This window comes from Streptomyces sp. NPDC048420, from assembly GCF_040651535.1.
GTDB lineage: Bacteria > Actinomycetota > Actinomycetes > Streptomycetales > Streptomycetaceae > Streptomyces.
This window is the reverse complement of the sequence record NZ_JBEZKG010000018.1, coordinates 23,807-38,297: the sequence shown is the minus strand read 5'-3', so window position 1 is coordinate 38,297 and position 14,491 is coordinate 23,807. Positions and strand designations below refer to the sequence as shown.

The window sequence follows — 14,491 nt, the reverse complement described above, 5'->3', positions numbered from 1 at the left end:
GAGGGGGCGAGGGTGTGCTGCTCGCCCCCTCTTGTTCTGGCTTTGCTCCTGCTGTTACTCGGAGAGCCAGTCGGTGGCGTTGAGGGCGAGGGCGGCGTTGGTGGCGCCGGTGTCGTTCCAGCCGTCGTAGAGGGTGTTGCCGGACTGGCCGGTGCCGTCGTCGATCGGCGAGCTGTCGCCCCAGAAGGCGACGCGGCCGCTGCCGAAGGTGCTCGTGGCGAAGAAGGCACCGGTGTTGCCGGAGTAACCGGAGCGGTACACCAGGCCCTTGACGGCGGAGTTGTCGGCGGGCTTCAGAGTGGCCGTGGTGCCGTCGGCGATGAGGCTCTTGGTGACGGTGCCGAAAGAGCCGTGCAGGACGGGGTCGCTGCTGTCGCTGATGGCGGCCGGGTAGCCGGAGCTGATGTCGAGCGAGTCGATGGAGAAGCCGAACGGGTCGGTGGAGTCGACGCTGTTGTTGGTCATCAGGTCGTTGAAAATCTCGACCGCGTCCTCGCCGTCGTTGTTGCGGTCGGCGCCGGTGTGGTCGGAGATCATGAAGAGGCCGCCGCCGTTCTTCACGAAGTTCATGATCGCGGTCTTCTCGGCGGTCGTGAAGAGGGTGTTGGGCTCGGGCAGCACCAGGGTGTCGAAGTTCGACAGGTCGGTGGCCGAGGAGCCGCCGTACGTCAGCGCGCTCGTCGCGGTCTTGAGGCTGTAGTTCCCGGTCTTCTGGAGGGCGACGCCCCAGGAGGAGAGGGCGCCGGTCCAGTCCTTCTCGGCGGACGGCGAGGAGTTCTGACCGAGCGGATCCGGCTGGCTGGTGGAGATGATCCAGTCGGCGTTCCCCGCGGTCTCGGCGTGGCCGTTGTCGAACAGCACGCGGTGCGGGGTGGCCGCGGCGGCGGGGGTGGCCGCCTGCAGGGTGGCACCGGCGGCGACCAGGCCGAGGACGGTGAGGGCGGTGGTGAGCCTACGGGGACCGGGCATCGCATGAACCTCCATGAGTGGGGGGAGAGGGGCGGTGCGGGTGACAAGGGACGAGTCTTCGCGCGTAGAACGGGGGCTTGGGGAGCCCTGCGCTCGACACAGGGCAGGACGCTACAGCGAAGATCACGGCGGTCGGCAGAGCCCTCGACCACTTCACGGCGATCTCTTACCGGAGGACATAGCCGTACGACCGCACCGGCACGGTCGACCTCCGAGCCCGTAGGCATTGCCCAGGCCTGAGCGGCGCAAAGTGTGCGTCACCCCTTGCTTCGCAAACGTAAAAGTTCCTTCTCCGGAAGGGTCCCGCCCAGGGATGCTGGCCGCTGCGACAGCTTTCGAACAGTTCGAACGGGGAGTCGGATGGGCGGGCAGTTCGGGGTGGACCCCGAGACGCTGACGGAGTTGGCGGGCAGATTCGACCGGGAGGCGTCGGGGCTCGCCGGGCCGATCGGGGCGTTCTCGGGGAGCGCGGCCGAGATCGGTGCGGCGTTCGGGCTGCTGGGCATCTGCGACGGCGCGGCAGACAAGTACCGCCAGTTGCTGGACAACACGGCGAAGGCGCTCGGCCACCTCCCGGACGTACTGAGGAGCGACGCCGACCGACTACGGCTGAACGCCACCCACTACGCGAACTCGGACCAGACCGCCCTCGGTTATCTGCACACCGCGGCCTCGGGTGACCGTTCGTGAGCGTCAACAGCTGGATCGACGGCAAGGTCCTGGAGATCCTCCAGGCGGCCGGCGTGGAACTCCCGGGCGGCGACGGCGACACGCTCCGCTCCATTGCCCGTTCCTGGGACACCATGGGCACCGAACTGACGGACGTCGTACGGGCCGTGGACTCCGCGATCGCCGGAGTCGACCGGCAAGGCTGGCACGGGGACGCACGGGACGCCTTCGAGAAGCGCTGGGGCGAACAGAAGCAGGTCACCCAGGACATCGCGGACAACTTCCACCACGTCGCCGACGGCCTGCGGTCCTACGCCGACGAGATCGACGGGATCAACAAGGAGATCATCGACATCTGCGTCGAGATCGCGGAGATGGAGATCGCCGGGGTCGCGTTGTCGTTCTTCACCGGGTTCATCTCGGATCTGGTGGCGAATACGGCGGTGGCGGAGCGGGTGGCCAAGATCGTGGATCTGGTCGGCTTGTTCACGTCGGCGGCTGAGCGGGTCGCCGGGCTGTTGGAGCGCTTCGGTGTGATGAGCGCCGAGACGACGGGGACGCTGGTGAAACTGGCGTCTTGGCTCGGGCGGTTCAGCGTGAATGCCACGGAGAGCCTGGCCACCAACTTCGTTGCCGACTCCGGAAGCCTGATGCTGAACCAGGCCGCCCACGGACAGCCGGTAACTGTGGGGGACGACCTGGAGAACGGCGGCTGGGCCGCGTTCGGTACGGCGGCTTTCACCGCGGGAGCCGGAACGGTGGGAGAACGCCTGACCGGAGTGGCGGGCGATCTCCTGCGAGGGGATGGTCTTCTCGGTACCAGCCTCAACGGCGCGGCCGGGAATATCGCGGGCGGGATCACGCTCGACGTCGCCAACGGTTCGGACGCTTCGACGATAGGCCAGGACGCGCTCACCAACGCTGCCACGGGTGCTCTCGGCAATGCCCAGAACCACGGCGTCAATCACGCCCTGGAAGAACACGGCAGCCTCGGCGGAGACCACCTCAGCGACCGGGGGAAACTCGCGGACGGTGCCTTCAGGAACACTGTGGGTACTGCCCTCAACACCGGCGTCTACGCCGCTGGATCCGGCATCGAGTCCGACATCCAGGACCTGATGAAGGACGAGCAGGACGAGTGAGCACTCTCAGCGGCATTGCCCTCGCGGCCGTATGGACGCCGAATCCGAACCACCCTCTGACCCTGATCAACTTCTTCGGATACCTGATGCTGATCGTCGGGTGCGTGATCACGGTCACCGGTGTTGTCGCGACCGTTTTGATTTCGCGCGGCAAGAGCCAGAAGAAGTGGGGTGACCACCTGGTCGGACCCTTCATCCTTGCCATCGGTCTCGTGCTGGCGTACTTCGGTGTACGACTCTTCTAGCACCTGGGCAATGGAGCGCATGAGGCCTGTCAGCGAGGTGATCCTTGCAGCGGTGTGGACTCCGAACCCGGAGCATCCCTACACATGGACCAAGTTCCTCGGCTTCCTGTGCCTGGTGGCCGGGTTGGGGATCGCGGTTCTCGGGCTCACCCTGAGCGTGGTGCTCGTACATGGCATCCAAGACAGGAAGTGGGGCGGGTACGTGATCGGCCCGGTGATCCTCGCCGTCGGTCTGGCGATCGGGTACGTCGGGATCCGCCTTGTTTAAGAACCTCGCGGCGGTCGCGCACAACAACCCGGACCATCCCACCACCTGGACCGCCTTCATCGGGTTCCTCGCGGTGGTCATCGGCTGTGCCATCGCCCTCATCGGGGCATACGCGGCGTTCAGCACCTGGCGCGAACTGGCCCCACCGCACCGCCGCGCGCAACTGCTCCCGCTCGCACTCCTGGCCGCCGTCTTCCTGGCCGTGGGCCTGGCGGTGGCAGCGTTCGGCGTCTGGCTGTTCTAGTGCGGCCGCTGAATGGCCTGCAACAGGGACGCGCCCCGGCCCGAGCCCGCAGAACTCCCTTCCCCACACTGTTGAGACCCCTTGGTCAACTCGGCACCTTCAGCCCCGCCACACCCACGGGCAGGCCCATGCGCACACCCCACTCACGGACCGCCGAACCGACCCGGCGTGCAGGCGAGACGCGCCCGCGCCCCACAAACCCCGGCCCCCACCCCCGAACCCGCCCGGGCCCCCGCTCTCCCAGGCCGCCCGCTCGCTACTCCCCCGCGCTGGAGCGGACTGGGTCAAGGGTCGGCCGCAGGCCGATCGCCGAAGGCGACGCGACCGAAGGGAGCGCCCTTGAGGCAGTCCGCGGAAGCACGACACTGCAAAGAAGCGGGCGGCCCAACGGCGACCATGAAGTGAGCGGCACCGCCGGACAGTTCAGCGCCGCAGGATCGGCCGCACCGGATGTCCGGCGTGCTGAGGGTGCATTTCACTCCGCCCCGGACCAGCGACCCGCTCAGGTGGATGCACTCGTTGGTCGCATCGAACCAGATATAGAGCGGCCCGGCGTAGTAGTGGTAGTTCTGCGGTCGCCCCTGGTGTCGTCAACTCCTCGCGCGTCTATACGATGATTCCGCAACGTCTGATGGAAGGTCCCCGTACGTGCACAGAAGTCGCGTATATGCGGTCATTATCGACACACCCGAAGCTGAGGCTGCCCAGGCAGCAAAGTTCTGGTCGGCGGCTCTCGGCGTCGACGCCCAACCGTTTCCACCGGCCCCACAGTTCACCACCCTCCATGAGGCTCTGCCGGGACTCATCACTGCCGTTCAAGCCGTCGACGACGCACCTCGTATGCACCTGGACATTGAGACTGACGACGTCGAGGCGGAAACCACGCGCTTGATCGCCCTGGGTGCGGAGCAGATTTCACAGTGGCAGGAGTGCCACGTGCTACGCGTGCCTGGTGGCCAGCTGATCTGCGTGCTCCCCGTGGAGAGCGATCCCGAAGTCTTCCAAGCACGGGCCACAGTCTGGCCGTAACGACGCAGCGATAGCCATGCAGTTCTTGCGACGCGAACCTGCGCCGCAGCCGCACCCGGCTGCACGGCACACGTGGGCGCGGCGCTTTGAGCGAGGCCATAGGCGCTGCCGTCGAGCAAGCGATGGAGGGTCTGGAGCAAGCCCAGCGTCAACTGCGCCGCCACATGGACGACATGGCCGGCGGCCTTGACCAGACCAGCCGCAACCACCGCGCCAACGACGAACGTATCGCCAAGCAGTTGCGGGGCATCGGTGAGCGCTCGGCCGGACAAACGCCCACCCGTCCCCTCGCCCTGTCGGCGGGCCCACCCGGGGGATTGAGGTGCCGAGCACGCGGGAAGCCGGTGTGGTCGCCGCCCACTGAGCCCCCTCGGTGGGCCAGGACGGCGTACCCGCCGCCGGCAGCCGGGCGACGTCACCCGGCTCCGGACTCCGAACAGCGGCCCACGGCACCGAGGACCTGGTGCTCGGCGGGCAGGTGCGGGGGCGAAGAAACCAGACCCCGGCTGTCGGGCTGGACCGGTGACGCGTCGCGGAACCGAGTCATGCGGCCGTCTTTCCCGTCACGAGCGCCGCCGAGGCACGGACCGGGGAAGACCGTGGGTGAAGGGAAGGTAAGGGGATGCCTTCCAGTTCGCAGGAATCGTCTGATCGGGCTCTGCCCACGGCAAGTCCGTGGCAAGATCAGCCGTCCCCCACGCACCCGGCTCATTCGCGCATCGACGCGGCTTATCGCGAGGAGGGCACTGCCCGTGACGGCGTTCGAAGACAACCCCCGGCCCTCGGGATCCGGACGCCTGCGACGTCGGTCGTCCTTGGGGCGCAACCGCGCGCACGGGCTGTCGCTGCGGGCCACCCTGATCGTCCTCGTCCTGGTTCCCAGCGTGGCCCTCGCGACGCTGTGGGTCCTCAGCGTCCTCCACCTCGCCGACGACTGGCGCGTCGAGTCGTCGCAGTCGTCGCTCGCAGACCGGGTGGGCCCTCCGGTACAGATGATGACCTCCGCCCTGCAACGGGAACGGACCCTGACCGCCCAAGCCCTGGCCGACCCCTCGGCGTCGAGGGCGGCGCTCACGGCCCAGCGCCGGCTGACCGACAAGGCGGTGCCGGCCGTCACCGCTCTCACCGCGCTGGACACCACACACGGCCAGGACGGTCTCGCGCAGGCGATCGAGGGAGCCGTGCGGCCGCTGTCCCGGCTCGCGGACGAGCGGCACGCGGTGGACAGCGGGACGGCCGGCCAGCAGAGCGCGTACGACTACTACACCGGTGCCGTCACTGCGCAGTTGAACCTCGTTGACGCTCTCGACCGCGGGGCCGACGGCGAGGCCCTCACCGAGGCGCGACCGCTGATCGACCTGGTCTCCGCCATGGAGATGACGGACCGCGTCGACGCACTGCTCGCACCCTGCGGACACTCCTGCCATCTGCCGTACCCCGCATACGGACGTGCCGTCGACGCCATCGCCACGCAGAAGTACCTGCTGGGCGAACGGGCGGCGCCGGCTCTCCACGGCGACGAGGTCACGCAGTACCGGGAACTCACCTCCAGCAAGGAGTGGGTGGACCTGACCTCCCAGGAGGACAGGCTCCTCAAGGCGACTACCGCGGAGCACCGCGGGGACGAGATCGCAGTCGCCTGGGATGAGGCGCGGTGGCGTTCCGACCTGCCGGCGGTCCAGACCCGGCTGCAGGCGCTGCTCGACACGCGCCTGGCCTCGGTCTCCGCCATCGTCGCGCGGACCATCGCTCAGCCGTGGAGGCTGCTGGTCACCGCGACCGCGATCATCCTGGTGGCTGTCGTCCTGGTGGTGGCGCTCACCTGGCGTATGAGCCACGCGTTGCGCGGACGCGTCCTGGCGCTGCGTCAGGAAGCGCAGGAGCTGCGGATCCGGCTTCCGGAGGTGATCGAACGACTGGCCAACGGCGAGGAGATCGACGTGGACGCCGAGGCGCCCACCGTCGAGTACGCCGGTGACGAGCTCGCCGAACTGGGCACGGCGCTGAACCTGGCCCGGCGCAGCGCCGTGACGGCCGCCGTCGACCAGGCTCGGCAGCACCGCGGCTTCGAGTTGCTGCTGCAGCGGCTGGCGCGGCGCACACAGCTGCTCATCGGCATGCAGCTGAAGAAGATCGACGAGATGGAGCGACGGCACGAGGACGCCGAAGTGCTGGAGGGCCTGTTCGACCTGGACCACCTCACCGCCCGGCTGCGCCGCTACGAGGAGAACCTGGTCATCCTGGGGGGCGGCCAGCCCCAGCGCCGCTGGCGCAGGCCGGTAGCCCTGCTGGACCTGCTGCGCGCCGCCCAGGGCGAAGTCCAGGACTACCGCCGGATCTCCATCGACGTCGCGGGCAGCCCCGCGTTGTCCCAGCGGGCGGTCGGGCCGCTGATCCACATACTCGCCGAGCTGATGGAGAACGCCGCCTCCTTCTCCAAGCCGCCCATGCCCGTGGAGGTCAGGGCGGGGCTGGTCGGCCATGGCATCGTCGTGGAGATCGAGGACCGGGGCCTCGGCATGGAAGGCGACCAGTACGCCGCGGCCAACGCACTGATGCGCAATCCGCCGCAGCTGGACGTGATGACCCGGGCCGACGACGTCCGGCTGGGTCTGTACGTGGTGGCACGGCTCGCCGGCGACCTCGGTGTCCGGGTGGAGCTGGGCCCCTCGGCGTTCGGCGGCACGCGGGTCGTCGTACTGGTGCCCGGCGAACTCGTCACCGCGAGCCCGGCGCCCGTCGGCCCGGCGGAGGCCGGGGCACCGGCCGAAGGCGCGCCTGAGGAGACGGCCGCGGGGCCGGCTCCCCAACCGGCCTGGCGGCTTCGGCCCTCGGAGACCAGCGCCGGCGCTCGGCCGGAGGCGACACGTGAGGACGCCACCTTCGCGACGCCGGTCCGCGGCCCATGGCAGTACGGCCGGCTCCCCGCCAGGACACGCGGGCGCGCCATGGCGGCCGTCACCTCCGCGACGGACACCGAACCCGGCACCGACCAGGCCGCGCTGCCCGCACCGGAAGAGGGAGGACCGTCACGGCCGCTGCCGCAGCGGGTGCGCCAGTCCAGCCTCGTCGCGGAGCTCAGGGAACCGGACGGTCACCAGCCCGAGCGACCCGAGTCGGCACCTCCCACCCGACCGAGACGCTCCGGGGCCGCGGTCGCGGCCTTCCAGCGGCAGTCCCGGCTGGCCAGGAACCGCCCTGAAACCGGCGCCGTCCAGGCCCCGCCCACCTCGTCCACGACGGAAGACGATCGCTCATGACGCACCACACCACCGCCGGCCACTCGGACCTTGACTGGCTCCTCGACGGCCTCGTCGACCAGGTCGCCGGAACCCGGAACGCCGTCCTGCTGTCGGACGACGGCCTGGTCATGGCCAAGTCCGGCATGATCGAGCGGTCCGACGCCGAACGGCTCGCGGCCGTCGCCACCAGCCAACAGAGTCTGGCCCGCGGCATCGGCCGGCTCTTCGACGGAGGCCCGGTCCAGCAGGTGATCGTGGAACTGGCGGAGTTGTGGCTGTTCGTCACCTCCGCCGGCAGCGGTACGCACCTGGCCGTGGTGGCCTCCCAGGAGGTCGACGCTGAACTCATGGCCGTGGCCATGCACACGCTCGTGCAGCAGGTGGGCCAGCGGATGGGGACCTCGCCCCGCTATCCCGGGGCCCTGGACACGGATGCGGACGCCGAGGAACGGTAGTGGCTCACTGGACGGAGAACGCCGAGCTCCACGAGGACGGGTCGATGGTCCGCCCCTACACGATCACGCGGGGACGGACGGCCTCGGAGAGCGACGACCTGACCCTGATCACCGTGGTGGCCACGGTGACCTCCGGCCAGGCGGACGGTGGGCAGCCACGGCCCGGGCTCCAGCCGGAGCACCGGGCGATCCTCGAACTGTGCCGGCAGCCGAAGGCTGTGGCCGAGATCGCCGGCTCCGTCAATCTCCCTGTCTCCGTGACGAAGATCCTGATCGGCGACCTGATCACGACCGGGTGCCTGCGTGCCCGGCCGCCCCTCGCCTTCGCGTACGCGAGCGGCTTCCCTGACATGACGATCCTCGAGGCGGTGCGCGATGGGCTACGCGGGCTCTGATCACTCGGCGGGCTTCGCCCCCCTGGCGATGAAGATCCTCATCGCCGGTGGTTTCGGCGTCGGCAAGACCACCATGGTCGGGGCGGTGAGCGAGATCACCCCGCTGTCCACTGAGGAGTACCTGACGCGGGCCGGCGTCGGCGTGGACGACCTGGCGGGCGTCCAGGACAAGTCCACCACCACGGTGGCCCTGGACTTCGGCCGGATCACCATCAGCCGTGAGCTGGTCCTGTACCTGTTCGGAACCCCCGGCCAGGAGCGCTTCTGGTTCATGTGGAACGACTTGGTCCACGGTGCGCTGGGCGCCGTCGTGCTGGTCGACACCCGTCGGCTGGACACCAGCTTCGCGGCAGTCGACTTCTTCGAAAGCCGATCCATTCCCTTCGTCATCGGCGTGAACTGCTTCAACGGCGTCCGGGACCGCACACAGGAGGAGATCCGGGCCGCGCTCGACCTGGATCCCCTGGTGCCCGTGGTGTTGTCCGACGTGCGTGACTGTGCGGTCAGCCGTGGGCTGCTGACGACCCTCGTCGAGCACGTCATGGCGGGACATCCCGGGACGCCGGCGCAGCCCGTCGGCTGACGCTCGGGACGGTCGCGTCGCGGCCGGGGGTGATCGCATGCTCTGGTTGGCTTGCTTGGCCTTTCCCAGGCTCGCGAACGACAATCCCAGCCCGACGATGCCTGTAACGGCGCCGGTCAGCCCGGCCGCGTCACCCCATTCCACTGAAGTTCCCCAAGGCCGGGTAGTTAGCGCGTTTCCGCTGGTGGCAAGGTAGTTGAGGGGGCTTTCGGGCTGCTGTAGGTCGCTGGTCCGGTCTTGGTGATGAGTCCGTTCGCGGCCCATCTGTCGAGCCGGCGGTACATCGTGCTGAGGGTGATTGCGATCGAGCGATGGCCCATTCCTTCCAGTCCCGCTCAGCCACGGCCAGCTCAGCCTGGATGCGGTCAGCCCCCTCCCGCAACTCGTCCACGCGACGGCGAGCCACGAGCTCACGCTGTTCCAGCAGCCCCACGACCGACGGCATCCATGACCTCCAGAACAGAGGCGAGATGTCACTAATCCGGTACATGACAGATGGCATTCGGAATGCTCTGCCTGTCGCAGAGTCAACACCCGGCTTTTCACGAAATCTCCGCCGGATTACACCGACGAACCGGCTTCTCCCGCAGCTGGCCCCTGTCAGCCGCCCGAAGGTCTGACAGCGCCCCTTGCGCGACCCGCAAGCCATACGGCGATCCGCTCCTTGAACTCACGGTTGACGTAGGGACTGTCGTGAACCGCTATCCGCTCCAGGTGCCGCAGGACGTTCTCCGAGCGATCCGGGTGGCGCACCACGAGCACGTCGACGCCGATCTCACCCGTCGAGGCATGGACGTACACACTGCTGTCGAGAGCCATCATCGCGAAGCCCGGATGGCCCGCATGAACACCGAGGAACGCCGACCCCGCGGCCCGGCCCATGATGTCCCAGCGCTCCAGGAGCCGGACCCGGCTCCAGACCGCCGGCGCGGTGTAACTGTCACTGTGCAGGTGCCGCAGGGCGGCCTGGTGCGACCGCGTGCCCTGCGGAAGCTGCACGAGAAACTCGCGCCGGTGGTCGAAAAGACCCGAGGAAACAGCGAGGTCGTACCAGTCCGAATTGAGTCGCTCGACAAGCCGCGGGGTGTCGTACCGATGGGAGAAACCGCCCACCACGTCCTCGGCCCCGTATCCCACGACGAACGGCATCACACCGTCCGGCACGGCGTCCGGAATCACCTCGATCCCGGCCCGCCACAGCGGCCGGTACACCTTACGGTTGCGCTCCTGGACACCCATCAAGCCCCTCTCGGCCCTACTCGGCGATCTATCTCTCAGCCACCCACCTGTGCCGCAAACGGCTCTGCATGCGTCGGCACCGAGGCCACCAACGCGATCCACGACCCGTCCGCGAACCCCAACTCGAAACGGCCACGCTGGAGCACGCCCTTGGGATTCGCGCGGACGCCGACAACGGCAGCTCGTGATGCCTCCCACTGCAGTTCGTACGCCGTTGTGGTCTGCCAGAGTTTCGCGCGGTCCGCGAGCACGAGCACTCGGCGGTCAGTGAACGCAACCGCCAACCTGGCAGCGGGCAAACGCGCGGCACTGTAGTGCGCCACCAGGAACTGCCCGGCCTGGCTCTCCCAACCGCCGTACATGCCCTTGCCGTGGGCCGCCTGAGCGAGCGTGTTGTCGACCGCCAGCTCGGCGCCCTCCATCGTCCGCTCCACACCACCGGCGGCCTTCGATTCGCTCGGCCGCAGGAACCTCTGTACCGCGCCCGGGAGACGGGACTTGATCCGGCGTTCCAGCTCCGATTCCTGGGGCGCCTGCCGCAACCAGACCGGCCGCTCCGGCACCCCGGGGGCCATCTCACCCTCGCACACCGCGATCAGCTGTTCTCCCGGCTGAAGGTGGGGCTGGACCTGGTCGCGGCAGTCGTTGTTCATTCCCGTGTCTCTCTGGTTGGACGAGTGGTCAGCCGAACGGATCGTCCCGGAACCGGGGTTCCACCGTCTGGTGATCGCGATCTGACGGGTTGGCGATGCCCAGGCGGCGAGCGAGGGCTGGGTGACCTCATCCCGCACAAGAGATGTCAGTGTCACCTGCTACAACAGAGCAGTTGCCGTATATCGAGCGATTGGGGAAGAGCGTGGCTCAGCCGGGGGATCTGTCACAGCCAGTCGCGGGTGTGTACGAGGAGCTCATCACCCAGCGCATGCAGGCGCAGATGGAGCAGCTCAACGCCGCCGGTTGGAAAGCCATCGACGATGACGTCAGTGAAGAATCGTCTCCCCATGTGCTCGCCCGACACATCAGCCGGGCCATCGGGCGACGACTGAGTCAGCTACCACCCGAGAAGCGCGTCGCCGTAGCCAACCAGGTCATGGAGTCACTCGCAGCCGACCCCTTGGAACACGGCCGCGGTGACGTTGGCGAGCTCATCGCTGACGGGCCTCGTCAGCTCCTGGCACTGGCCGAGAAGGAAGCCCCCGGTGTCTACGCGATGCGCCCGCTTACCCCGCTTTCCGAGACCGCGCTTATCACCAACTCCCCCGAGGATCCGAGTCTCGGTAGCGAACTACGAGCCGAGCTGGCCACGGCGGACCGCATTGATCTGCTGTGCGCCTTCGTGAAGTGGTATGGCCTGCGCGTACTCGAGGATTCGCTCCGCGCCGCCAAGGAACGCGGAGTCCCAATCCGCGTCATCACGACTACCTATATCGGCGCCACCGACCGCCAGGCACTCGACCGTCTCGTCCGCGACTTCGATGCCGAGGTGAAGGTCAACTACGAGATCCGTTCGACACGGCTCCACGCGAAGGCTTGGTTGTTCCGGCGGAAGAGCGGCTTCGACACGGCGTACGTCGGAAGCTCCAACCTGTCGAAGGCCGCGCTCCTGGACGGTCTGGAGTGGAACGTCCGTCTGTCGTCCGTGGCGACTCCGGCGGTGCTCAACAAGTTCGAGGCCACCTTCGACGCGTACTGGAACGACAGCGCCTTCGAACGGTACGACCCGGACAACGACGGCGAGCGTCTGGACCGAGCTCTGGCCCAGGCCGGTGGAACCGGCCCCACCACCGACCTCAAGATCAGTCTTTCCGGCCTTGAGGTCCGCCCGTTCCCGCATCAGCAGGACATGCTTGAGCGCCTCCACGTCGAGCGCGAGATCCGCGGCCGGAACCGCAATCTCCTGGTTGCGGCGACCGGGACCGGCAAGACGGTCATGGCCGCTCTGGACTATCGAAACCTGCGTCGGACGCTGGGCGACGGGAATCCGCGATTGCTGTTCGTGGCCCACCGCAAGGAGATCCTCAAGCAGTCCTTGCGCACGTACCGCGAGGTGCTCGACGATGCCTCGTTCGGAGAGCTCCTGTACGGCGGTGAAGACCCGCGCGAGTGGAACCACGTGTTCGCCAGCGTCCAGTCACTGAACGTCCAGCGGTTGGAGCAACTCACCCCTGAGCACTTCGACGTCATCGTCATCGACGAGTTCCATCACGCGACGGCGACCACCTACCGCCGGGTCATCGACCACTTCCAACCGAAACAGCTCCTGGGGCTCACCGCCACACCTGAGCGCATGGACGGGCTGAACGTCCAAGACGAGTTCTTCGACGGCCGTATCGCAGCCGAGATGAGACTGTGGGAAGCGCTGGAGAACGATCTCCTGTGTCCTTTCCACTACTTCGGCCTTCCTGACGGCACCGATCTGACCAACATCGGCTGGCAGAAAGGGGCGTACGCCGATCGAGACCTAGGAAACCTGTTCACCGGCAATGACGCCCGGGCTCGCATCGTGGTCAAGCAGATCCGCGACAAGGTCTCCAACCCGGGAGCCATGCGTGCTCTCGGTTTCTGTGTGACCAAGGCCCATGCGCACTTCATGGCGGACTTCTTCCGCAAGGCTGGATTCCAGGCTGTGGCGCTGGACAGCGACTCGCCGGCCGGGGTGCGAGCGCAAGCACTCTCCGAGCTCCAAGACGGCAAGCTTCAAGTGATCTTCTCTGTCGACCTGTTCAACGAGGGCCTCGACATCCCCGACGTCGACACACTGCTACTCCTGCGTCCTACGAACAGCGCCACGGTCTTCCTTCAGCAGCTCGGACGAGGCCTGCGCCGCACGGAGACGAAGCCTGTCCTCACTGTCCTCGACTTCATTGGTCAGCATCGAGCGGAGTTCCGTTTCGAGGAGCAGTTCCGGGCCCTGACGAATCTCTCCCGCAACCGACTCGTCGACCACATCGAGCACGACTTCCCCCAGCTTCCCTCCGGCTGCCAGATCATCCTCGAAGGCAAGTCGAAACAGCTCGTCTTGGACAACATCCGCGCTCAACTAGGCGCCACGGTCAAGGTGTTGGTGAAGGAGGTCAAGGACTACCGCACTCCCCGCCTCGCGGACTACCTACGGGAGAGCCGTCGGGAGATCAAAGAGCTCTACAAGAGCGACAACTCCTGGACGTCTGTCCTCCGCAGGGCGGACCTCGTAGGAGACTCCGCCCCAGCAGGAGAGACGGCCCTCCTCAAACGAGTCCACGCGTTTCTACACGTCGACGACCCTGAGCGCGCACAGGCCTATCTCCGTCTCCTTGCCGACGCTCCTCCCGCGTACGAGTCCCTGAATTCGACCGACCAGGCGTACGCCCGCATGCTCTTCTTCAACCTGTGGGACAACGCGGGTGGCTTCACCAGCTTCCAGGAGGGACTTGCCTCCCTACGCGCCCACCAGGTGTTCCGCGACGAGTTGCGACAGGTGTTGTCGTACGTCATCGAACAGGCCGACCACTTCCCCATCGACCTCTCAGGACCGCACAGCCACATCCCCCTGAAGGTCCACAGCGCGTACAACCGATCCGAGATCCTGACCGCGCTGGGAGTGGCCCGCTTCGGTGGCCAGATGCCCCGGTCCTTCGCGCAGGGAGTGCAGTGGGTTGAGGACATCCAGACCGACGCGCTGCTCGTCACCCTGGAGAAGAACGAGAAGGACTTCTCCCCCACAATCCGCTACAAGGACTTCGCGCTGAGCCCCACGCTCTTCCACTGGGAGTCCCAGAACGCGACTGCCGAGAACTCCCCCACGGGCCTGCGCTACCAGCGCCATGCACAACAGGACAGCCACGTACTGCTGTTCATGCGCCGCTACAAGAACACGGACATCGGCAAATCCCAACCCTGGATGCTCCTCGGTCCGGCGACATACGAGGAGCACACCGGCAGCAAGCCGATGGCGATCACATGGCGGCTGAAGCACGAGCTTCCGGCCGACGTGTGGACGTACTCCGCCATCGCCGCCGGGTAACCCCTTTC

At 67.4% G+C, this 14,491-nt stretch carries 13 protein-coding genes and 1 pseudogene; 11 read left to right on the top strand and 3 right to left on the bottom strand.

Going from position 1 to position 14,491, the window contains the following annotated elements:
• Positions 1 to 60: 60 nt before the first annotated feature.
• A pseudogene (locus AB0D34_RS31285) lies at positions 61 to 969 on the bottom strand (hydrolase); the annotation flags it as partial.
• 360 nt (positions 970 to 1,329) lie between these two features.
• On the opposite strand from AB0D34_RS31285, the gene AB0D34_RS31280 reads away from it, so the two are divergent.
• From AB0D34_RS31280 to AB0D34_RS31235, 10 genes are all read left to right on the top strand, one after another.
• Positions 1,330 to 1,659: a type VII secretion target gene (locus AB0D34_RS31280; protein ID WP_362667492.1), complete on the top strand. Its 330-nt coding sequence runs from the start codon at positions 1,330 to 1,332 to the stop codon at positions 1,657 to 1,659.
• Positions 1,656 to 2,780, top strand: coding sequence for a WXG100 family type VII secretion target (locus tag AB0D34_RS31275; protein ID WP_362667489.1), 1,125 nt, complete (start codon positions 1,656 to 1,658; stop codon positions 2,778 to 2,780). The genes AB0D34_RS31280 and AB0D34_RS31275 overlap by 4 nt, the downstream gene beginning before the upstream one ends.
• Positions 2,777 to 3,025 (top strand): hypothetical protein, encoded by a 249-nt coding sequence (locus AB0D34_RS31270; protein ID WP_362667487.1) that lies wholly within the window; start codon positions 2,777 to 2,779, stop codon positions 3,023 to 3,025. The genes AB0D34_RS31275 and AB0D34_RS31270 overlap by 4 nt, the downstream gene beginning before the upstream one ends.
• Before the next feature lie 19 nt (positions 3,026 to 3,044).
• Positions 3,045 to 3,293, top strand: a complete 249-nt coding sequence (locus AB0D34_RS31265) for a hypothetical protein (protein ID WP_362667484.1) — start codon at positions 3,045 to 3,047, stop codon at positions 3,291 to 3,293.
• Complete coding sequence (locus AB0D34_RS31260; RefSeq protein WP_362667481.1) at positions 3,286 to 3,537, top strand: hypothetical protein; 252 nt, start codon at positions 3,286 to 3,288, stop codon at positions 3,535 to 3,537. The genes AB0D34_RS31265 and AB0D34_RS31260 overlap by 8 nt, the downstream gene beginning before the upstream one ends.
• A gap of 648 nt (positions 3,538 to 4,185) precedes the next feature.
• Positions 4,186 to 4,566, top strand: coding sequence for a VOC family protein (locus AB0D34_RS31255; RefSeq protein ID WP_362667478.1), 381 nt, complete (start codon positions 4,186 to 4,188; stop codon positions 4,564 to 4,566).
• A 752-nt stretch (positions 4,567 to 5,318) separates the two neighbouring features.
• Positions 5,319 to 7,826: a nitrate- and nitrite sensing domain-containing protein gene (locus AB0D34_RS31250; RefSeq protein WP_362667475.1), complete on the top strand. Its 2,508-nt coding sequence runs from the start codon at positions 5,319 to 5,321 to the stop codon at positions 7,824 to 7,826.
• The gene (locus AB0D34_RS31245; RefSeq protein WP_362667473.1) at positions 7,823 to 8,263 is read left to right on the top strand and encodes a roadblock/LC7 domain-containing protein; all 441 of its coding nucleotides are present in this window, start codon (positions 7,823 to 7,825) and stop codon (positions 8,261 to 8,263) included. The genes AB0D34_RS31250 and AB0D34_RS31245 overlap by 4 nt, the downstream gene beginning before the upstream one ends.
• On the top strand, positions 8,263 to 8,658 hold the full coding sequence (locus tag AB0D34_RS31240) for a DUF742 domain-containing protein (protein WP_362667471.1): 396 nt from the start codon (positions 8,263 to 8,265) through the stop codon (positions 8,656 to 8,658). The genes AB0D34_RS31245 and AB0D34_RS31240 overlap by 1 nt, the downstream gene beginning before the upstream one ends.
• A complete protein-coding gene (locus tag AB0D34_RS31235) occupies positions 8,639 to 9,241 on the top strand; it encodes an ATP/GTP-binding protein (RefSeq protein WP_362667468.1) in 603 nt (200 codons plus the stop codon). Before AB0D34_RS31240 ends, AB0D34_RS31235 begins: the two co-directional genes overlap by 20 nt.
• Before the next feature lie 600 nt (positions 9,242 to 9,841).
• Here the strand turns inward: AB0D34_RS31235 and AB0D34_RS31230 are convergent.
• Together AB0D34_RS31230 and AB0D34_RS31225 are read right to left on the bottom strand one after the other, a co-directional pair.
• Complete coding sequence (locus AB0D34_RS31230) at positions 9,842 to 10,480, bottom strand: hypothetical protein (RefSeq protein ID WP_362667466.1); 639 nt, start codon at positions 10,478 to 10,480, stop codon at positions 9,842 to 9,844.
• A 35-nt stretch (positions 10,481 to 10,515) separates the two neighbouring features.
• Positions 10,516 to 11,133 carry a hypothetical protein gene (locus tag AB0D34_RS31225; protein ID WP_362667463.1) on the bottom strand — a complete coding sequence of 206 codons (618 nt, stop codon included), beginning with the start codon at positions 11,131 to 11,133 and terminating at the stop codon, positions 10,516 to 10,518.
• Positions 11,134 to 11,402: 269 nt separating this feature from the next.
• On the opposite strand from AB0D34_RS31225, the gene AB0D34_RS31220 reads away from it, so the two are divergent.
• Positions 11,403 to 14,483 (top strand): DUF3427 domain-containing protein, encoded by a 3,081-nt coding sequence (locus AB0D34_RS31220; RefSeq protein ID WP_362667863.1) that lies wholly within the window; start codon positions 11,403 to 11,405, stop codon positions 14,481 to 14,483.
• Positions 14,484 to 14,491: the final 8 nt, after the last annotated feature.